Origin of the sequence: Candidatus Chryseobacterium colombiense (genome assembly GCA_029203185.1) — a bacterium.
GTDB classification, from domain to species: Bacteria; Bacteroidota; Bacteroidia; order Flavobacteriales; family Weeksellaceae; genus Chryseobacterium; species Chryseobacterium colombiense.
Map to the genome: position 1 here is coordinate 542718 of CP119310.1, position 23048 is coordinate 565765.

Annotated in this window: 11 protein-coding genes; 2 read left to right on the plus strand and 9 right to left on the minus strand. The window is 38.0% G+C overall.

Annotated elements, in window-relative coordinates:
- Positions 1-147: 147 nt before the first annotated feature.
- From P0Y62_02280 to P0Y62_02315, 8 genes are read right to left on the minus strand one after another with little or no spacing between them, the layout of a single operon-like run.
- A complete protein-coding gene (locus tag P0Y62_02280; GenBank protein WEK70385.1) occupies positions 148-699 on the minus strand; it encodes a hypothetical protein in 552 nt (183 codons plus the stop codon).
- Positions 696-1940, minus strand: a complete 1245-nt coding sequence (locus P0Y62_02285; GenBank protein WEK70386.1) for a hypothetical protein — start codon at positions 1938-1940, stop codon at positions 696-698. Before P0Y62_02285 ends, P0Y62_02280 begins: the two co-directional genes overlap by 4 nt.
- Positions 1933-3204 (minus strand): condensation domain-containing protein, encoded by a 1272-nt coding sequence (locus tag P0Y62_02290; protein WEK70387.1) that lies wholly within the window; start codon positions 3202-3204, stop codon positions 1933-1935. The genes P0Y62_02285 and P0Y62_02290 overlap by 8 nt, the downstream gene beginning before the upstream one ends.
- A 5-nt stretch (positions 3205-3209) precedes the next feature.
- Positions 3210-5606: a glycosyltransferase gene (locus P0Y62_02295; GenBank protein ID WEK70388.1), complete on the minus strand. Its 2397-nt coding sequence runs from the start codon at positions 5604-5606 to the stop codon at positions 3210-3212.
- Positions 5599-6390, minus strand: coding sequence for an alpha/beta fold hydrolase (locus P0Y62_02300; GenBank protein ID WEK70389.1), 792 nt, complete (start codon positions 6388-6390; stop codon positions 5599-5601). Before P0Y62_02300 ends, P0Y62_02295 begins: the two co-directional genes overlap by 8 nt.
- Positions 6381-6680 (minus strand): phosphopantetheine-binding protein, encoded by a 300-nt coding sequence (locus tag P0Y62_02305; protein ID WEK70390.1) that lies wholly within the window; start codon positions 6678-6680, stop codon positions 6381-6383. The genes P0Y62_02300 and P0Y62_02305 overlap by 10 nt, the downstream gene beginning before the upstream one ends.
- Positions 6668-10903 carry a beta-ketoacyl synthase N-terminal-like domain-containing protein gene (locus tag P0Y62_02310; protein WEK70391.1) on the minus strand — a complete coding sequence of 1412 codons (4236 nt, stop codon included), beginning with the start codon at positions 10901-10903 and terminating at the stop codon, positions 6668-6670. The genes P0Y62_02305 and P0Y62_02310 overlap by 13 nt, the downstream gene beginning before the upstream one ends.
- Positions 10904-10924: 21 nt before the next feature.
- Positions 10925-17923, minus strand: coding sequence for an SDR family NAD(P)-dependent oxidoreductase (locus P0Y62_02315; GenBank protein ID WEK70392.1), 6999 nt, complete (start codon positions 17921-17923; stop codon positions 10925-10927).
- 944 nt (positions 17924-18867) lie between these two features.
- Here P0Y62_02315 and P0Y62_02320 point away from each other — a divergent pair.
- Positions 18868-20058: an FAD-dependent oxidoreductase gene (locus P0Y62_02320; protein ID WEK70393.1), complete on the plus strand. Its 1191-nt coding sequence runs from the start codon at positions 18868-18870 to the stop codon at positions 20056-20058.
- Positions 20059-20073: 15 nt separating this feature from the next.
- Positions 20074-21834 carry an FAD-dependent oxidoreductase gene (locus P0Y62_02325; GenBank protein ID WEK70394.1) on the plus strand — a complete coding sequence of 587 codons (1761 nt, stop codon included), beginning with the start codon at positions 20074-20076 and terminating at the stop codon, positions 21832-21834.
- Positions 21835-21948: 114 nt separating this feature from the next.
- Here P0Y62_02325 and P0Y62_02330 read toward each other — a convergent pair whose 3' ends face one another.
- Positions 21949-22974 (minus strand): phytase, encoded by a 1026-nt coding sequence (locus tag P0Y62_02330; GenBank protein ID WEK70395.1) that lies wholly within the window; start codon positions 22972-22974, stop codon positions 21949-21951.
- Positions 22975-23048 lie beyond the last annotated feature (74 nt).

Consider the following 23048-nt stretch of genomic DNA (forward strand, 5'->3'; position numbering starts at 1 on the left):
TTATGATAGTATTACATTTTTGCTTGTTGGGATCATGGTCATTTGTTTAAAACCTTTTGAAAATATCAAGCCACAGCTTAAAGGATTTGCTTTATAAAAAACTTTTAAGCTGTGGGGAAGTTAAATAAAGATATCTTAACCTTTATATTAATTATTTACATCAACAGGCTCTAATACGGCGCGTTTGTATAAATGATTTTTTAATATTCTAATGGGAAGATAAGTAAACAATACAGAAAGCAAGCCCGCTAAAATTCCTACTAAAACGGCCATTGCTGTTGGATCAAGTCTGTAATATTTTGATAAAATAAACTGTCCCAATACTAAGCCGGATAAAACCAGTAAGCCTGTAACCAGTCCGTGCAGAATACTCAGCTTGGTCATTAATTTTTTTAAATTAAGCTCATCATCCACTTCAAATTCTATGGCTTTTTGATGAGCAGCATCTGTAACTCTTTTGATAATGTCAATGGTAAGAACTACCGGTAAAAAAATCGCCATAGGTAAGGTAAGGCGGGCCAGACTTTGTGTACAGGCAAAAAAATGAGTGTACCCAAGTTCATTAAAACTTGCATAGGCAATAATGAAATTAAAAAGCACATTGGGAAGCATATAAATGAGCATCCGCTTTCTCAGAAAACGGTTAAGTGTTGTTTTTTTTAGAGGTTTCGGTTGAGTCTTTTTTATTTTAAATTTCATGAAGTCAACAGCTCGATAGCTTTCTCTTTTATTTTTATGGCTTCTTCTTTCGGAAGAAAATCCTCATTCGACATCATTGTAAAATCCATTTGCTGATTATAAGTTGTCACCACCAAAGTATTGGAATTCAGCCAGGGAAATGCAACCGTTGGACTGTAAATGGTCTCCAGTTTAAAATTTTTATAATCATTGGGAATATCTATTTTACCCATATTAGACAGGGTAATATCATGTCCGCCTTTACTGGACTTTAATAGCGAAATCATACGATCTGCGACCGGATGCATATTTTCTCCCATCCACAACAGTTCTCTGGCTTTTGTCTTTTCTATTTTTTCTGCGAGATCCTTTTTGATATGTCGGGCATTCTCAATCATGTCTTGCCCTTTTTTTACAGACAGTTCAACAGTCGGAGCGAATGCAAAGATATGATCTGGTTTGATTTCCGGAATAAAATGACGAACATCGACCGGACTAATAACTTTTCCCTTGGCATTCTTACCCAGAGTCTCCCGAAATGCCTGCATAAAAGACGAGCAAAGCAATGCATGAACAGAGACCCCGTGAGTTTTACTTTTTTCAATGATCTTTTTAGAAATAGTAGCATCCAGCTTTCTGTGAAGAGCGTAGTTTTTTCCGAGATTTCTTTTTTCACTTTTAGCCTGAATTAAAAAGAATAATTTAGCCATCATTAAATAGAATCTGGCTTTTCTTTTGTTCTTTTTAAGGTTAAAATCGGCAGGTAAAAAATCACTTACAGAGTCGAATGCCTGATAAGAGTCCAGCTCTGTTGAAGGATCATCCAGTAATGAAAAAAGTTCCCTGATTAAAGTGATCCCCGTAGTTCCGTCACAGATACAGTGAGGTATTACCCAAAGAACCTCGGAAACTCCTTCTCCTTTTACCCAGACAATCTGAGCCATTGGTTTTCTGCGGTCCTCAAAGATTCTGTACCACTCGTTTTCAGATTCCGACAGCCAGTCCTGGTCTGTTTTTCGTTCAACCTTACGAAGCGGAATCGGTTCCATATCTTTTTCTTCAATAAAGAGAGGATATTTTGAACTTGTATGGTCGATAGAAGATCTAAGCAAAGGATGTTTTTGCTGGATTTTATCTAAAGCAATTGTAAAATGATCTTCAGGAATTTCACCCTTTATTTTAGCTGTAAATACACAATTTACAGGAGTTTCAGAATCAACATACATGATTCTTTCTACCATCATCAGTTTTCTTTTAATCATATATCGCTAAAGATTCCAGTTTGTTTTTTATGATGGTAATGACCTCGTTACGAATAGCCAAAGCATCAGTATGTGGCAGATAGCCTTCACTTCCCATGAAAGAAAAATCCATTTCTCCCCGGAATGTTGAGGTCACCATTGTCGTAGTATTTCCTAAAGGACCGATTACAGAAGGGCTGAAAATGTTTTCCAGCGTGAATTCTTTGTATTCATGGGCAATCGGAATACGTCCCAAATTAGAAAACATACAGTCGTTGGATGATTTTCCGTTTTTCAGTAATTTGGTAAAATTCGTCAGAGCATCATGAGCAGACTCCATCACCATCATGGTGATATAAGGATTGAGCTTTGATGTTTTTTTCTCTACGGCTTCCTGCATCAGTTTCAAATTTTCTTCAAAACTGAATTTTTTGTTTAAAGAAACCACAATCATTAATCCGAAAGCAAAAATATGATCAGCTTTGATCTGATTGGCAAAACGTCTGATATCAACCGGGCACGAAACTTTATTAAAAGCCTTTTCTTTCCTGATTTTCTGAAAAGCCTTTAAAATGGTTGCACACAGAAATGTATTCACGGTTACTTTTTGGGATTTACAGTAATCGATCAGTTCCTTGCTTGTTTCTTTATCAAATCTCCAGTTGATAAGGTAGTCGGTTTGCCGGTCTGTGGATTTTTTACTGACAGGAATAACTTTAATTCCGGTTGCTGCCAATCTTCCGATCATTTTTGCTTTAAATTGTTGTCCACGGCTTTTGAGAATTTCGTTGGGAACAACATCCTGGATTCCTAAAATTGGATCTTCAACGCCAATATCATAATTAGGGTTGTCAAGTAATTTTAAAAATTCATCCAGAACAGCCATTGCAGAACCACCGTCACATAAGCAATGATGAAATACAAACATCATATCTGAAGTTTCTTCACCCTTTATCCAGACAAATCGCATCAGTGGCTGTTCTTTGTAATTGAATAGTTTATACCACTCATTTTTAGATTCTTCCAGCCAGTCGTTTTCTTCTTTTTTAGCTAAAATTCTAATTGGAATTTTTACTTTTTCTGAAACTTCAAACCACGGAATATTTTTTTCATCATGTTGAATAACAGCCTTTAACCAGGGATGTTTTTGCTGAATTTTTTCTAAAGCATGCTGAATATCTTTCAACACAAACGTTCCTTTTAATCTGAAAGGAATTACTGTGTTGAAAGGCTCTGTTCCATCACCAAGTAACATTCGCTCGCCAAATAACAATCTTCTTTTCATATGTCTTACCCGGGAATTAGAGTGGATTGTTTAACAAAATTTTCCAATAATTCAACTGCACGGTCATTTCCGCCAGCATTGATTAAGCTCGATTGGACTTCTTTCGCAGCATTTCTGTACGTCGGATTTTCCAATAATTCAAAAACAGTCTGACGAAGCGCCTCTACACGCAGTCTTTTATATCGGATGCTGATTCCACAACCTGCTTTTTCAATCAGTTTTGCAATATGAAAATGATCGTAAGCGATTGGTGTAATCAGCATCGGTAATCCGTTGGTAAATGTATCATTCACGGTATTAAACCCTCCATGACAAATCACGGCATCCATGTGAGGCATTAAAGCTGATTGCGGCACAAAGCTACTCACAATAAAGTTGGAAGGCCATTCTTCGAAAATATCCGGTGGAGTAGCGGCAATTATTGTTACAGGTTGATTTGCAAATGCAGCAATGACTTTTTCGAAAAATGCTTTTCTTATGTCTACTAATAATGTTCCTAATGAAACAAATATTTTGGGTGTTGTTGAGGCGTTTAATCTGTCCCAGTCAAAAGGTGCTGGATTCGGGCGCCCTTTTACTGGACCCACAAACTTCATGTGAGAAGGAACCTCATCAAAATCTGCAAATTTCTGCGATGTAAAAATCAAATTCAAATGATGAGAATGAATGAAAATTCCCTCATTTTCAATTCCGACTTCTTTTTGGAGTTGTTTGATTAAATTCTGCTGCCATTCGAAAATTTTCGGGGCACTGTTTTCTGTATCGCCCATCACATCTGGCGGAACAGGCGTTGTCGTAACACATGGAATATTATTTTTATGGGCAAAAAGTGCTCCTCCGAAAGTGATACAATCATTGACGATAACATCAGGTTGCCATTCTTTGGCTAGTGTTTCCAAGCCGGGCATCATGATTTTAGCAAAAGGAACATAGGTTTCTTCCAAAGCCAGTTTCATGACTTCAGGACCTGAACAAGCCGGGCCGTCATCCTGTCTTTTTAAAATCCTGTCAATTTCTTCCTGATACGGAATTAAATCCTGTTCAGGGTAGAAATAACTTCCTCCTTCAGGAATATGTTTGTTGTCTAAAGGAGTAATTCCGAACCATTTTACTTCATGACCACGGGCAATTAAGCTTGCTCCAACACTTAGTGTGGGACTAATGTGTCCGAAGAATGGAGGAACAACAAATAAAAATTTAGACTTGGTTTTTTCCACAGTTGAATTTGAAATGGCATTTTCCAGTAAATTGGCTGCTGTTTGGCTTCCTCCGGCTTCCACGAAAGATTCACGAACGATTTCTGCCGCTTTTTTATATTCCGGATTGGTTAAAATATTGTGTACGGCTTCGTTCAAATGATTCGCTTTAAATCGGTTGAAATTCAGACGTTCTCCCGCTCCGGTACGTACAACACGTCCCGCAACATGCGACTGGTCATACGCAATCGGAATTACGACCAAAGGCAAACCATTTGATAACGTTTCGGAAACCGTATTGTGACCGCCGTGAGAAACAACACCATCTAAATGAGGTAATAATTCTAACTGAGGAACTTGCTGATAGACCATGAAGTTTTCCGGCCATTGCTCGAAAAGCTGAGGATCTGAAACTAAAACAACCGTTAAATTTTCATCTTTAAAAGCATTCACAACCTTTTGGAAAAACGCTTTTTTATGTTCATGGTCGAAAGTCGTTCCGATGCTTACCAAAATCTTCTTTCTTGGATTGCTGTTGAATTTTTCCCAGTCAAAATCAGAAGAAACACGGCGTTCTGTAAGGACGGGACCTGTAAATTTATAATTCGACTCAAGATCCATTTCGCCAAAGAAATATTGTGAGGTTAAAACCAGTGTCAGTAAATCCGAACAATCCAGCGCACGGTTTTCTTCAACGCCTAATTCCTGTTGCAAAGCGATGATTTGTTTTTCCTCCCATTCATGAACTTTTGGGAGCTCGCTCATAATTTTGATGGCAGCAGGAGCGGTCACCGTTGTAGCGTAGGGAAAACCTAATTTTTTTGCAGCAATAGAAGCCGCAAACAACTGATGGTCACCAATCACCAAATCGGGTTGATATGCTTTTAATAAAGGAATAATTCCGTTATAGCAATGCCTGTTTAAAGGAATCAGAACATCTTCGTAAAGGAACTTGATGCTGTCGATTCCATAGACCACTTTTTTAGAAATAATATCGAGATAATTTTCACTTTCTCTTTTTTCTTCATCCGTCTGGTCGTACTGAATCAATAATAATTCTCCGCCTTCCGGAAGTTTATTTTTTAAATTCTGGTCAAGACTTATCCAAGCAACCTGATGTCCTCTTTCCAGAAGAGTGGCACCGATGCTTAATGTGGGGTTCACATGACCAGTTAAAGGGGGAACTATAAATACAAATTTAGCCATGGTTTTGTGATAAGGTTTTTAATGATGTTGATAAAAAATAAGCGATGGTTTCTGCAATTAAAACAGGTTCCTGGATCGGGATGTTGTGATCTCCGGAAATTAATTTTAATTCGGAATTTCCGATTTGAGTATTCAGCCATTCTCCCGTTGGTCTGCAGTTGGAATCTTCACCATAGAGCAATAATGCTGAAGCTTTTAATTCGGAAAAACCAGCTTCACTCAGGAAATGTTTTTCTTTAATCATATCCGCTTTAATGGTGGTCTGATTAAATAAAAACTCATACATCCTGTGGTTTTTTTCCATTTGTCTTTTGCCTATCTGTACTTTGGTAGTATCGGTAAAATTAGCTACATAATGCTCCAGAAACTCTTTGCTGTATTCATCTATAATATTTCGGGCTTTTTCGTCCTGCGGATCAGGTGCTTCTATAACAACCAATTGATCAATGCGATTCGGTGCTTTTAAAGCGGTTTTTAAAGAAATCAATCCTCCAAAACTGTACCCGACAAGATGTGCTTTTTCAATTTCCAAAGCATCCATCAATGCCAAAACATCGGAAGACATATTTTCCAAATCATAGCCGTCGAGAAAACGCTCGCTCATCCCATGACTTTTCAAATCGTACATCACCACGTGGAAATGTTTTGCCAGAATCGGGGCAATATTAAAATAATAAATAGACAGGTTGCTGAACATACCGTGAATAAGCACCACAGTTTGTTCAGCCCCTTTGTTGAGTTCCTGAATATGAACTTTTTTATCATTAACAGAGATTATTGGCATTCGTAGATATAATTGATAATCATACTTAAATCAAGGTTAATCAGCTCATCCAGATCCATGGAAGACAACCATCCCGTGAAATCGATCTGATCTCCAAAATGGGCTTTTATTTTTTCTGAAAAAGAAACGATTTCAATGCTGTCCATTTCCAGGTCTTTCGTGAACGAACTTTCCGGCGTAATGTCCATTTCCTCTACAAATTCTTCGCCGATAACTTCTGTGATAAAACCTTTTAAAAGGGTAAATAATTCTTCGTGATTTAATTTTGCTGTAGTGTTTATAGTGTCCATCCTATGATATAATTTTTATGTTTAATAGTTTTTATTTCTGTTTGGTTGATCCATAAAGAATCTTCTGTAATTTTTTCGACTTCGAAATTTTTCGGGTTTCCTTTCAGTCCTGTTCCAACGAATTTTCCGTAGGCTTCTTTGGCTACCCAGAATCTGGTAGTCCATTCTGCCTGATCTTTTCCTTCTAATAATGCTAATTCATTATTTGTAAAGACCAGATCGTAGAATCCTGGGCTTCGTTCTTCCATGATTTCCATATCAATTCCAACTGGCTTTCCGCTTTTTGCAATTCCGACAGCATCTTTTCCTTTATGTGCCAGAGAAATGTGAATGTCTTTTGTTGAATCTCCAATTAAATAAGGCTTACCGACCTCATCTTTCCCAACTTCAAAAGTGATAGGGAAGCAAGGGTGATTTTTTTCTTTTTTAAGAAGGTTTCTCACCGCATCTTTCACTGCAACCCGGCTTACCATATAGCTTTTTCTCTTGTTGGGAAGCAATGTTTGATGGTGCTGCTTTTCGGTCTGATTGAAATATCTTTTCAGAATAAAATCCCAAGATGCCACCCTTGAATACGCCTGATGAAAGAAAAATATGTCAGGAGCAATTTCTTCTGAAAGACGGTTGTGTAAAGGCGACATTGAAACATTCCATAGGGCTGCATCGATTTCCAGACGACGGTTTTGCCAGCCTGAAATTTTACACCAGGTTTTTCCGTTTTTGGTTAAAAGAATATCTCCGATTGCAAATTCATCGTTCATTTCGGTCAGGCTGCACGTACATTCAAAAAGACCATCCTGATCCTGTAAATCTCCGAAAAATTCAATGTCTTTGATTTTTACAGGAAAAGCTATTCTGTCTTTTGTTAAGGTTAATTGAAGCCAAAGCCCGAATAATTGTCCTGCATTATCCAACAACGAACCTTTTCCGCCATTTCCTTTTATTTTTCCGATAATTCCTTTCGTTCCGACCTTTGAAACTTCCGTAATTCCCTGGTATTTTTCACCGTGGAACATGTGCATCTCGTAGATTTCTTCGGGAGTTCTTTCGATAGGCAGTAGATCTCCAATAGAAAGATTGAAAGTTGGATTAGGTCTTGTTATTGAAGTTAATAGAACTTCAGCATTGGCAAAATTTTCGATATCTAAATAAGCATGGTTTTCCGATTTCCATTCACCTTTTACAGTTTTCTCGAAGGGTTTTGCCACATTCATCCATTGAAAAACGCTTACGTTCATGATTTTATGAACCTGGCTTCCTTCGATTTCCTGCTGTGCAATTTCAGCTAACTGTTCGAAAATCATGGTCATCGGAATCACAGGTTCCATATCGGCAACTTCTGTCCAGCCTTTTGGCTGTCTCAACAAGCTGTGGTCGATGAGGTAAGGGTGAGTTTCCAGTGTTACGTATAATGTCTTTTCAAAATTCCTGCTTACTGGAGTCTGAACTTTTGGTAACACAACATTCGGAATCGAAACTTTCGGACGATCCTGGAATAAGGTTAAAACTTCCTCCTGCATTTTGATCATATCCGAAATGTTATCCTGGAATGCCTGAACAAGAGGATGTCCTGATTTTGCAACCGTTGCAGTGACTTTGTGCTTCGGTGTATCAATCGATTTTGATAAATGTTGAATCTCTTTAAAATTACGGATAATCGGTGAGCCTAATTCCAGCTTCATTCCTTTTCCGGATGATTTTTTTGTTGGAGTCTGGATCTCTAAAAAGTCCGGTGCAACTGTTTTTCCTTCTACGAATAACGCTGCAACCACTCTTTGAAACTGAGCCAGCGCAGAGCGTGTTGCAACACTGGAAGCAATGGTGCTGAAAGCTTTTCCTTTTAGGGTATCATCGATAAATCCGATTAATCCACCGGTTCCGACCTGGATGAAAAATCTTGCGCCTTCTTCATATAATTTGTCTATCAGTTCACGGAAACGAACGGGTTCAACAAGGTGTTCTGCGCTTAGTTTTCGTATAGATTCCTGATCAGAAGGATACGGTTCCAATGTTGTTGCCGACCACAACGGAATTTTCGTTTTCTGAAACTGTGCCTTTTCCATCCCCGCCAAAATCACGTCCAATTTATCTGCAATAAAAGGTGAGTGGAATCCTGACTGGAACGGCAATATCTGATGAAAGATCTGTTTTGATTTTAAAACAGGAACCAATTCATCCAGAGCCGAATTACTTCCGCAAAGAATTACCTGATTCGGGCAATTATCATTGGATATATAAACGTTCGGAATTGCTGAAATAATAGGTTTTATGGTTTCAATACCAGCTCCGATAGCGATGAATTTAGAATCTTTTAATTCAAAAGTTTCAGGATTTAAAACATCAATTAAAGCTTTTACAGAATTCACTTCTGCTAATTCAGAAGAGTAGCCAGCCAACCATTCTCCTAGACTGTGACCTGCATTCATATCAGGAATAATTCCCAGTTTTTTTAATGAATTATCCAGAATACTGCAGGTATTGAAAATATTTAAAGCATCATTCAATAGTCCTTCGCCTTCCGTCTCAATCGGTGCATTGATGTTGAAATAGCGGCTTACACTTTCTACTTCGCCTTTTGCCAATCCGTCTAATCCTGGAAAGACAAAAGCTACTTTTTCTCCGTTTTGTAACAGGGGAGTGTTGGTATACCAAATATCCTGTTTATTTCTCCACGGATTATTTTTAGCAACTATTTTTATTGCTTTTTCAATTCTCGCCGGAGTTGGTTCGAAAATCGCTACACGGAAATTTCCTTCACCAACTGCTGTTTCATTATTTTGTAAAGCCGTTAATAATTCTTCATGCGTGGGTCTTGCTAAGATTAAAACTTTATCTTTTTTAGGCATATCATATCCTTCCAAAACCACATGAGCATTGATTCCTCCAAACCCGAAAGCATTGACTGCAGCAACTTTCGGTAAACCTGTTTTCGACCAGTTTTTCGCTTCCTGAATAGGTTCAAATCTTGTTTTCTGCATTTCAGAAGTCGGATTTTCGCAATATAAAGTCGGAGGCAATGTATCGTGATGCAAAGCCAGACAGGTTTTAATTAAACCGGCAATTCCCGCGGCGGGCATCGCATGACCGATATTCGATTTTACTGAACCGATTCCTGCTATTTTAGCACCTTCTTCTTTTCCGAAAAACTGAGCTAAAGTCTGCAATTCCGTCTTGTCGCCAAGCGGAGTTCCTGTTCCGTGAGCTTCCAGATAACCGATTTGATTTTCATCCAGCTCCGCATTTTCCCAAGCCTGTTGTAAAGCTTTCAATTGGCCTTTTACAGAAGGGCTCATTACGCTTGTTCCGTTGCCATCACTGCTGATTCCGACCCCTTTTATGGCCGCGTAAATTTTATCCTGATCACGAACGGCATCTTCCAATCTTTTTAAGACTACAAATCCGCAACCTTCACCAATCAATAAACCATCGGCATCACAGCTGAAAGGCTTAATTTGCTGTTGATGAGATAAAGCCCCCAACTGAGCAAAAATACTCCAGAACGCAGCGTTTTGCCCGGTATGAACCCCTCCCGCGATCATGATGTCTGAACGACCTCTTTGAAGTTCCTGAATAGCGTGATCAACAGCTAACAGAGCACTTGCACAAGCTGCATCTACGGTAAAAGCTGCACCACCTAAATTAAACCGGTTCGCCACTAAAGATGCAACCAGATTGGGAATTAATCCCATCGCGGTGTCGGCTGCAAAACGTCCTTTCCTTTCCTGAAAAGCATGTTTTACTTTTTCAATATCGGCAGAAGATACTTCGGGGAGCAATTCCTTTAATAAAGAAGATATCTGTTCTCCGGTTCTTACGATTTCAATAGCACGGGTTGCGCCCGGTCCTGTATAATTTCCTTTCCCAATGATAATTCCTGTTTTTTCCAAAGAGATATTCTTCTTGAAAATTCCGGCATCGTCTAAGGCTTTCTGAACCAAATCCAATGTTAATAAATGATCGGGTTCTGTTCCTTCAACTGCCAATGGTAAAATTCCGAAAGCAGTTGGATCAAATTCATAATCAGGGATGAATCCACCGCGTTGGCAATAAAAACGATCCACCGGATTGGTGCTGTCACTGAAATGAACAGGATCTATTCGGTCGGCAGGAGCTAATTGGGTAGAATCTACTTTATTGACGATATTCTGCCAAAAAGTTTGGGCATCCTGCGCCCCGGGAAAAACGCAGGATAAACCAATTACTGCAACATCTGTTTTTTTCATACATTCAATTTAAAACAGAGATTACCAGTTACTTCCAGACATGATTAATACCTGACTTTCAGTCCCGTATTTTATTTCGTTTAAGAAAATTTCTTTCCCTTGATCCAATGGAATTAAAGAAATACCTCTTCTTTCATATTCTGTTTCCAAAGTTGAGGAGACCATTCCTGCTCCTTTCCACGGACCCCAGTTGATGGAAATTACTTTTCCTTTTAATTTTTTATTTAAAGCATTCGCGTAATCATCCAAAACAGAGTTTGCGGCTGCATAGTCGGTTTGTCCTTTATTTCCATATACCGAAGCGATGCTTGAAAACAATACCACAAACTGACAATCTGTACGAAGCTGCTCTGCCAATACACGAAGCGGTTTTACCTTTGTATCGAACACTCGTCCGAAAGAGCTTGTTGTTTTTTGCTTGAATAGTTTGTCTTCCAACAATCCTGCACCATGAATAACACCGTCTAAACGGTTGTATTTTTCATAAATGCTGTTGATTAATTCAGACAAACCATTTTCATCACAAAGATCTAATGATTGATAAACAATGGTGTTTCCCAATTGCTCCATATCTCGGATTGTGCGAAGAATCTGATTGTTTTTATAAACTTTTATGGTTTCTTTTTCAATCTCAGAAGGTGAAGTAAATGTTCCGGATTTGATAAGGTAGGCTCTTATTTCTTCCTTGGTTTTAAATGCTTCCAGTTCACTATTTGCCGCCTGATTTCTCGGGTCTGCAGATCTTCCGATCAAGACATAAGTACAAGGATAGGTCTGTGACATGTGCTTTACCAATTCGGAAGTGATTCCCTGTGCGCCGCCAAGAACCAGAACGACAGAATCCTTATCCAACTGAATTTGAGCTTCACTTAAACCTGTTGACAAAGGAGATGGAATGATATCCACCTTATGTCTTTTGTCATTTTTATAGATCACTTCTGCAGGTTTATCTTTCGTTAAAATTTCTTTTAATGCAATTTCTGCAATCTGTTCGATCTGTTGGGGTGAAGTCAGACTGATCAATCTGCAATTCGTTTGTTCAAACTCACGTGCTAAACTTTTGAAAAGTCCCGGATGTCCCTTATAATGGCGCAAAAGAGTAGTGTCCGTCAATTCCTGAACGTGAGCCGGAATATCGGAAATCAGATAAATCCATTTTGCTTTATCAAGATCCATTTTTTTGATTAAATCAACGTGATCAATGATGTTGTGATTTGCGGAAGATGAGAATAAATCAAGGATAATTAACCCGTCAAAATCTGTTAAATCTTTATCAGAATCAATTAATTCTGCAACCGCACCATATTTTTCAAGCTCATTTTTAATTGCTAATGTCTGATCGCTGTCATTTTGAGTAATGGCAAAACGTTTTCCCTGGAGGATTTCTGTGTTTTCACTTAAAGAAATATCAGTCGGAGTCAAATCAAAACGTAGACGTGATAATGCACTTTTTTCTGGTTCAGAAGTTGCATTTTCACTCATTTCGTGAATCCAGGAAGCTAATCCGTTTAGTGTTTTAATTGCTGCTAATTTTTCCATTATGTCATCTGCCTGTTCCATATTGCCGCCAAAACCGATTTTTGTTTTAAGTTCACCGATAATTTCCATTCTTTTGATGGAATCGATGCTTAAATCTGCTTCCAAATCAAGGTCTAAACCTAACATTTCTTTTGGATAGCCCGTTTTGTCACTTACAATATTTAAAATAGCGGTCTGAAGTTCTTCAAGAGAAAATCCTACCTTATTTTGAAGAGTCGAAGCCTGAGTCTCTACAATTTCAACTTTTTCTGTTGTGTTTGATGCTCCGGAATATTCTGTTAACCAGGAAACTAACCCGTTTAATGTTTTGATTCCGGCTAATTGTTCCATAATGGTATCTTCATTCGCCGTGTTGGAAGAAAAAGAACCCAGTTCGGCTTTCAAAGTTCCGATGATTTCCACTCTTTTGATGGAATCGATACTCAAATCTGCTTCCAGGTCCATTTCCATACCCAACATTTCATGAGGATAACCTGTTTTATCGCTTACAACCTGGAGTAACAATGTTTTAATATCCTTTGTCGGAGTCTGTTTCGCAGGAATAGTAATTGCTATTTGTGTTTCGTCGGTTGATGTTGTAGAAACTACCGGAGCAGGGATATTCTGAGTCGGAATATTTTGAACCGGAGCTTGATAAACCGGGGCCTGATAAACCTGAGGATTTTGTCCTAGGAACGAAAGCATCACATCGCGTTGCGCCTGAATCATCATTTTCATGCTGTTTAAGTATTCCTGCAACATGCGTTCCGTATTCGTCTGGTTTTCAGCTACCGGAGTTTGTGTATTATTAGTGAAATTGTTCATTTGAAGTGGATTTATGATGGGTAATGCACCATTCGCAGGGAGTGAACCTGTCGTTGGATGAGCTGCTTGTCCGTTTACACGCCAGATGGCAGGACTTTTTTTATACAGTTCGGGCTGGTCGATTTGAATGGATTTTGCATTTCGACCGTCGAAAAGTTTAGCGATATTAAAGCTTCTTCCTGTTCCCAGATATTGAGCAAGTGTTGAAAGAAGATGCGTCAATTTGTTGGTGTTATTATCTTCAACAAACAAAGTCAATTGGTCTTTTTCAAGGCATGATTTTGTCAATCCTGTCAATACTTTTCCTGGTCCAACTTCGATGAATATTCTTGCACCGTCATTGTACATCGCTTGGAGCTCTTCCACGAATCTTACAGGCTGTACCAAATGGTCTGTTAATCTTTCTTTGATTTCAGAAACATTTGTTGGATAGATTTCTGCCGTCGTATTCGACCAAACCGGAATTTGCATCTCGTGAAAAGGAACATTCTCTAAAACTGTTTGATATAAACCTTTAGATTTCGTCAATAACGGACTGTGGAATGCACAGGCAACTTCCAGCTTTTTCGCTGAAATTCTTTCCTGTTTTAAGACTTCCATTAATTTGTTGATAGCTTCCGTACTTCCAGCCACCACACATTGAGTCGGAGCATTGTAATTTACCGGATAACAGCCTTCAACCTGGGCTAAAATCGGCTGTAGGTTTTCTTTGGTTGCACTTACCGCAATCATAGAACCAGGATCGCCGCCTTCAACAGAATTTAAAATAGACTGAGCTCTTTTAATACTTAAATCAACCAATTTCTCTTCCTCAAAAACACCCGCAAAACATAATGCCGGTAATTCTCCGTAACTATGTCCTGCCAACATATCGGGAACAATTCCAATGGATTGTAAGAATTTCGCCAAAGCTAAATCAACAATTCCTAAAAGAGGTTGCGCTAAACGCGTATCTTTTATGGTTTCTTTTTGTTGTTTTAAGGTGGTATCATCAAATGTTTTTGAAGGAAAAATTACTTTTTCCAATTCTGGATAGGCGTCGATTAATTTTCGCATTTCGGGGAAGGCTACAAATAAATCACGTGCCATATTGATACGCTGACTGCCTTGTCCAGGGAATAGGAAGGCTACTTTTCCTTCTTTTTTATTAACGGTAAATGTGTCTTTGCTTTCAATTCCGGATAATGCCAGTTCAATGTTCATCATCAAATGTTCGGATGTATCGGCAACGATGCTTAACTGAACTTGTTTTTCTGAATATGTTGCTAAGCTGTAAGCAATGTCTTTTAAAGCAATGCTGTCATTTACTTCAAGTAAAGATTTAATCTGGTTTAATTGGATTTTAGCCTCATCATAAGTGTCTCCGCGGAACACAAATAATTCTGAAGGCCAGGATTGCAGTACTGCAGAATCGTCTTTTTTAGGATGGTTTGCAATAACCGTATGGAAATTTGTCCCACCAAATCCAAATGCACTGATTCCGGCATAACGATTTTTATCAGTCCAAATTCCTGTTTCTGCATTGAAAGAGAAAGGACTGGTTATCGAGTTATAATAGCCATTTGGTTTTTGCAAATGAAGGGTAGGAGGTTTTACCCCGTGATAAACTGCTAATGAAGCTTTAATTAAGCCAGCCAAACCAGCAGCACATTTTGTATGTCCGATCTGAGTTTTTACAGAACCTAAATGTGTTTGTCCCGGCAATGCTCCCGAACGGCTGAATAGATTGGTCAATGCACTCAATTCGGTTTTATCACCAACAACGGTTCCTGTTCCGTGAGCTTCGACTAATCCAATCGATGCAGGACTGATTCCGGCTTGAGTATAAGCTCTTTCCAATGCACGAACCTGTCCGATTTTTCTTGGAGCGGTCAATCCAAGTGCTTTTCCGTCACTTGATCCACCGACACCTTTTATCACAGAATAAATTCTGTCACCGTCTTGTACAGCGTCTTCATATCTTTTCAATACTAAAATAGCCACACCTTCGCCTAAAGCAATTCCGTCTGCTTCACTGTCGAAAGTTGCACACCTTCCTTTTCTGGAAAGTGCGTGCGTGCTGGAAAACATGAGGTAATCATTAATTCCATTGTGTAAATCTGCTCCACCAGCCAACACCATATCTGATTTGCCTAAGACTAATTCCTGACAAGCCAGATCAATCGCTGCCAGAGAAGAAGCACAGGCTGCATCAACGGTATAATTTCTTCCGCCTAAATCTAATCGGTTGGTAATTCTTCCGGCGATAACGTTTGCTAAAATTCCTGGAAATGAATCTTCCGTGGTGTGCGGAAAGGCTTCCTTCACTTCTTCATGAAGTTCACCGAAAACCTGCTTATAATATCCTCTGAAACTGTAGCTGTTGGCTAAATCATTCCCGCCTTCGGCACCGATGATTACAGAAATATTTTCTCTGTTTGTATGTTTTTCACCATAACCGGCATCGTCCATTGCGCGTTTAGCCACCAATAAAGTCAGTAATTGTGTTGGCTCTATTGCTGCCAGAGATTGTGGCGGAATTCCGAACGCTAATGGATCGAAATCGATTTTTGGAATAAATCCGCCCCATTTTGAATGGGAAACATCAGCTTCGTTGGAATCTGGGTGATAGTATAATTCTTTATTCCATCTTTCGTCAGGAACTTCAGTTACACTGTCTTTTCCAAGAACAATATTTCTCCAGTATTCCTCTAGATTTTTAGCATCAGGGAAAATACATTCCATTCCTATAATAGCGATGTCCAAAGGTTTTTCTACAGAAACAGGCTCTTCTGAAAGCTCAGCTTCCTGAATATATTTTTGGTTATGAATGCTTACATTGTCGTGTAATTCATTCAAGGAAATTACCTTATCATGCATTGTTGCAATCTGACCGATCATATACATTCCCAAATCCAGTTGATCTTCTTTAGGAATATTAACCAATTGATCGCCTTGACGTTCAACGCCTTTTGCTGCAATTCTTAAACGGCCGACGTTTAATTTTTCAAGCTGTTCCCAGACTTCTTTTTTATCAGTTCCAGCAGCAATTAATTTAGATTTTTCTTCATTAAAATATTTGGCAAAAGCTGTATCTAAACAACGGGTTTCGTGTCCGGGAGCGGTTTCCAGTAATACTGTTTCTTTTGCCTGCATCGCCTGCAGCTGGAATTCTTCCTGAATCGCACCACATTCTACAGCTTCCTTCGTGTACAAATAAGCAGTTCCCATTAAAACTCCGACTTTTACACCTCTTGCAGCCAATGGAGCCGCCATAATGGAAACAAACGCCGTTGAAAAATCATTATGAATTCCGCCTGCAAAAAATACACTGATGTTTTCAGGATGGTCTTCTTTTAAAATTCTTTCAATCTGTTTTTCCCAAAGAACGGTGCTGGAAAGCGGACCAACGTGACCACCACATTCACGGCCTTCGAAAATGAAATTCGTAGCACCTTCTTTCAGGAAAATATCCAAAAGAGCAGGAGAGGGAACATGTAAAAATGTTTTTATTCCCGCTTTTTCGAAAATTTTTGCCTGAGCCGGTCTTCCTCCTGCAATTAAAACAACAGGTGGTTTTGCTTCTAAAATATAAGAAGTTTGCTCATCTCTCAATTCCTGTGGAGCAAATCCTAAAATTCCTACACCCCAGGTTTTTTCTCCAGCTAAATTTTTGGTGTCAAATACCAAAGATTTTGCAGCATTACCTTTTAATAAAGATAAAGCAACGAATGGTAAAGCTCCTGATTCAGCCACCGCATTGGCGAATGCCGGAACATCGCTTACACGGGTCATTGGACCTTGTGCAATGGGATATTTTAAGTTGAGATCTTTCGCTAAAATATTTTCCTGATCGATAATCTGAAGAGCTTTCGCCTGTTTCAGATGACCGTACATAGCTTCTTTAAAACCAAAAACTAATTTTTTCAGATTCTTAAAATCTTCATATAAGTCAATTGCCAAAGAAATATCCTGTCCCATAGGAATATAGCTCTTGCTTACATCAAGATCTGTGAAATATTCTGTAAGCTCTTCTGAAGTTGCATTTTCAGGCAGGAATGGAGAGTTAGGCCTCACCAATACACGATGATTGGCAATGATTTTTGTTTCTGTTCCGTTTAATTTTGAAAATAGATCTTTAATTTCTTTGGGAACAGAAGTTTCCGGGAACAAGGCAAGTTGGCTGTCCAGCACTATGCCGGCTGCTCCGAGGGATTTTGTGGCGGCAGCGGTATGAAGTCCGATTCCGCCCTGTACCCAAACAGGAATAGATTTAATTTCTTTGATGATCCGCTGATATAATACAAATGTGGATTCATATCCGACCAATCCTCCGGCTTCATTACCTTTAATGATGATGCCTTTTGCACCAGATTGCTCTGCTTGCCTGGCTTCTTCCAAACTGCTAACCTGATAAATGATTGGCAGATTCCAGGAAGGGTTTGTTGGAATTTGGATCGGCTGAATAGCAAATTGTACCTTTTCCGAAATGTTGAGGGATATTGATTTTTCATTTGAAATATGAATACCATAATACGGTATATCTTTTTTATCAAGAAGATCAAGTGATTCTTGGGCAATCACCAACTCATGTCCTAAGCTTAAGACAGGGAACGCATCTGCTTCATAGAGTTTAATAATAAGATTAACATCCGGTTTTTCAAAAGGAGTTAATCCAATAATGGTTAAGTTTTTCATTGTGTTGTTGATATTGAAATGATGGAAGGGGAATTTCATATATAAATACCAAACTTACTGTTGTAAAAATTGATACTTCATTATGAAGTGATAAAAGTAGTTAATTTTTATGATATTTTCAATAATAAACGATATTTGATAATAATTTTTTAACATTAATGAAATATAGAGATTAAATATCTGATATTTAATTATTTACATGTTTTTTGCGTTTTTATTTTAATCCTTAGCTTTTATAGAGGTAAATTAATTTTGTGTTATATTGATGTTATCTATTGAATAATAGTGTGTTTATCAATGAGGTAGTTATTTTTATTCATTGAATAGTGAGTAAAATAACTGATTTTAAATAGTTTGTTACTGATATATTTATAATGATAAAGATAATTTGATAATAATTTATTAATACAAAAGTTATTCACTATATACATCTGATGTATGTAGTTTCAATTAGGCTCTTAGAATTAAGAAAATGTAGTGTTTAGTAGGTATGGTAAACAAATATATAAATAAAATAAAATATTTCAATAATATGAGAATTGTTTTTTATCAGAAAATTATGTAAACTATTATACTTGAAAATTCAAGTTATGGAGTATTTTGAGGAGATGGTTTGGTAAATTTAGGGAAAATATTAGTTTTTCTGACTATAACGGACATATTTAGTAAAAGAATTTTAATATGAATTGAATGTTTCTAAAAAAAATAATAAATAATTGTTTTTGTAACACTAGGGTATCAATATTATTTTTAAATTTGAAAATATTACATCAACTGATTGTACCAAAAGATTTATATCTAAATCAACCGTGATCAATTCCATCATATTGGATGATATTACAGGAATAAAAGATAATCAATGGTATTCATCAGACCATTGTTATCTCTGCTTTTCTGTGTTTCGCCAATAATTAATAAAAACTAAAAACTAAAACAGTGTAAACATGAAAACAGAAAACTATGACGTTATCGTCATTGGCGGAGGTGCGATCGGTTTGGCTACCGCTTATCATCTTGGTCAACGAAAAGCAAAAACCCTTGTTCTAGAGCAATTTACCTTTGTGAATCAATTGGGAAGTTCAGCAGGAGTTTCAAGGCAGTTCAGAATTCCATATCCTGATGAATATATGGTACAAATGGCTCTGGATGCTGAACCTTATTGGGCTGAACTGCAAAAAAAAACCGATGAACCATTACTGGATAAAGTTGGAACGCTTTGGTTTGGAGATCCTAATGTACATTCCACCGAAGGAAATATTGCTGAAGCTGAAGAGGCATTAAAAGCATTAAAAGTTCCTTATACAACCCTTACGGCAAAAGAGATTGAAGAAAAATATCACTTTAAAAATCTTCCTGAAACATATACAGGACTTTTTCAGCCGGATGGAGCGAGCATCAATTTTAAAGCAACCATAGAAACCCTTTTAGAGCTTTGTAAAAAAGAAGAAAGTGTTATACTGGAAGAAAATTCTCCGGTTCTTAAAATCAACCAGATCGGTGATCTTTTTGAAGTTGAAACTCCGAATGGGATTTATATTTCTAAAAAGCTGGCTATTATTCCCGGTCCCTATATCAACAGTGTTATCAATTTACTGAATTTTAAAATCCAGGCGACGTACTGGAATATGTCTTCTGCTTATTTTAAAAAGACAGATCCTGATATTCAGTATCCTACCTGGTTTGTATTCCAAAACCCTGTTGGAAAAAATGGAAATCAGTTTTACGGTTTTCCTTCGGTAGACTGGGATCACCCTGACTATATTCGTGTAGCACCGGATTTTGTAATCACTCCGCTAGATGATCCGAGTGAAAGAACTTTAATTCCTAATCCATTGGAGCTAGGCTATACTTCCGAATGGGTAGAAGAGCATATGACAGGTTTGGCGGTAGAACCAGAATATACTTCAACATGTCTTATTTCACTCAGTACAATTGCCAATAAAGAATTGCTGATTGATTTTGCGCCAAGTTATGTTCCGAATCACAAAAATATTGTGGTGTATGCAACAGGTTGGGCGGCAAAATTTACTCCGTTTCTGGGTAAAATAATGTCAGATCTTGCTTTGGACGGGCATACGGATTTTGATATTAGCCCATTCCAATTAGGACAAAATTATTTTAGAAAACTCATTTAAAAACTAAAGAATACCATGAACAAAAACACTCCTCTGAATCCGGAAATGCATCCGGATTTAAAAATTGAAGTGGCCGTTATAGGAGCCGGAACTTCTGGATTATACACTGCTTATCGTTTAGTAGCAGACAAAAAGTTTAATGCCTCCGATGTCCAGATCTTCGACATGAATAATAAGCTGGGTGGAAGACTCGAATCTGTAATCATGCCCGGAATGAATTTTTGGGGAGAACTGGGAGGGATGCGTTACCTTACTTCTCAAGAAATTGTAACTACGCTCATTGAGGGTTATACAGATCCGGATGACCATACTAAAAAAATCCCTGTTTTAAAAGATGTGATGACCCCGGTTCCTTTTCCTATGGGTGATCCTACAAAACTGTTAATGTACCTGAGAAAAGAACACTTTAAGCAGGATGCGTGGAATGTTGCTCAGTCAGAAGGTAAGAAGCTTCCGACAAGATATTATCTTAATGATGATGATTTGGGATTCAGTTCAGATCAGCTGTTTAATAAAATCATTTATGACGTACTCATGGCCGATCCATGGGTTGCCGAAACTTATGGGGAGTTAATAAAAAGAGGGGAAACGATTTATGATTATTCGTTTGAATTAACAAGTTTTGACTGGGATCAGATTAAGCCAAGGCTGGTGTACAACTTTCCTAATTCTCCTTATGACGGACGTAAAGTAAATGATTTGGGTTTCTGGAACTTAATCAAAGATCAGGTTTCGCAGGAAGGATATGAGTTCTTAGCCAATGCAGGCGGATATTATTCCAATACGATTAACTGGAATTCTGCGGAAGCATTCCCGTATATGGTGGGAGACTTCTCTGCCGGAACTATTTATAAAACGATCGAAGAAGGATATGACAGCATTGCCTATGCTTTGGCCAATTCTTACATGGAAAATGAAGGAGCTTGTATTTGGTCTGAAAACAAACTGATTACCTTTAAAAAAGATTACGAATTAGGAGCTACTCATCAGTATGAACTGGTATTCTTAAATCTAAGAAGCAATAAAGAGTGGAAGGTATATGCCAATAAGATTGTTCTTGGAATGCCTAGAAAATCTTTAGAACTTCTGGATCAGAATAATTTCTTCTTTAATATTAATCAGAATTCAACATTGAATTACAATATCCGCTCTGTAATTATGGAACCTGCTTTCAAAATTCTGATGGGCTTTCCGTATCCTTGGTGGAAAGAGTTGGGAATCGATTCCGGGCATTCTATCACCGATTTACCGATGAGGCAATGTTATTATTTCGGGACAGATCCGCAGACAGATAACTCCATGCTGTTGGGAAGCTACGGGGATATGGAAACCGAGACTTTCTGGAAGGCGCTTTCAGACGATAAAATCCTTTTTGAAGTAAAAGCTGCAAAATCGGCATCTTTAAAAGAACTGCATGAGTTAGATGATGTGCAGGCTACCAAACTGATGGTGGGCGAGCTGATGAATCAGCTTCGCGAACTTCACGGTGATCAGGTGACTATTCCGGAACCTTATGTAACCTATTTCAAGGATTGGACGGATGATCCTTTCGGAGCTGGATATCATGCGTGGAAAGCAGGATATTCAGTTAAAAATGTAATGCCGTATATGAGAAAACCGGTTGTTGACGAGGCTATCCATATCATAGGGGAAGCGTATTCGGATCAGCAAGGCTGGGTGGAAGGAGCTTTCTGTGAAGCTGAAAAAATGCTGCAGGAGCACTTTGGTTTAAAGCGCCCTTATTGGCTGAGTGATGATTATTACTTAGGCTGGTAATAAAAAATAATAAGAAACCATCTCTTTATTGGGATGGTTTTTTTTAATAATAAAACCACCACAATTTAAAAATCGCAATGGTTTTTGATAAAATATAATAAGTGAATTTTTTGATTATTTCATATGGGCTTTTATTCTTTCCTCCACAATTCTCCAGTCGTATATATGAAAAACCTTACCGTTACTCATTGCTACAAAAATTCCTTTTGGAAATTTAGGGCCGAGATTGACATTGGTGACCTCAGAGCCGTCACTTTCTTTTGTAGAAACCGGAATTTCAGCGATTCTCCCTTTCATAGGATTTTCTCTTAAATAGACATTGAAGGTATCTTTCTGTTGGTTTGAAACCAAAATATAACCAGAGCTTGAAGAAGTAGGATAGATTGAAATTCCCTCTACATCAGATTTGAAATCTCCTTTTCCGAAAACGCCCAGTTCTTCATTGCCCTTTGCCGGATCTGCATAATATTGATGAACACCGAACATTTCATCAGAATAATAAATATATCCTGCCTCGTCATCAACAGCAATACTTTCGATTTCTTTTAAACCGCTGTATTTTCCGAATTTTCTTACAACTTCTCCGGTAACCTTACCATTTTTTTCTACAAGTCTATACTGCCATAGATAACCGTCTTTAGGTCCTGATTTTCTTCCCACTATGGCAAAGATTTCTGCTGTCTGAGGATTTTTATACATCGAGATTCCCATCGGTCCACGTTCCGTTTCGCCATCGAATACAGAGATTTCTCCCAATTCTTTTAAATCCGGAAGAGAATATAATTTTACTTTGTTCGTCTCTCTTTCTGTGGTTGCTGCAATATCGATCTTCTGTCCGTTCAGATCAAATCCGTATTCGATATCTACATTGTTGGGGCGTTTTAATCCCAAAACTTTATGCATAATTTTTCCATCCAGATCAAAAGCATATAGTCCACCATTGGTATCTTTATCTGTCCCGATGATGATACTTTTTGAAGCATCCTTAGGATTAATCCAAATGGCAGGATCATCTGTGTCGTACATTACGGTTTCGGTAACAACAGAAGGTTGTAGTTTCCTTCCTAATGAACCTTGTCCTGCACAGTTCAACACAAAGGGCAGGAGGGATAATGTGATGATATAATTTATCTTTTTCATTTAAATTTTAAAAATGCTTAATTTTTCTAACAGTTATTTGTCATTCTGACGAAGGAAGAATCTCTTCAATATAC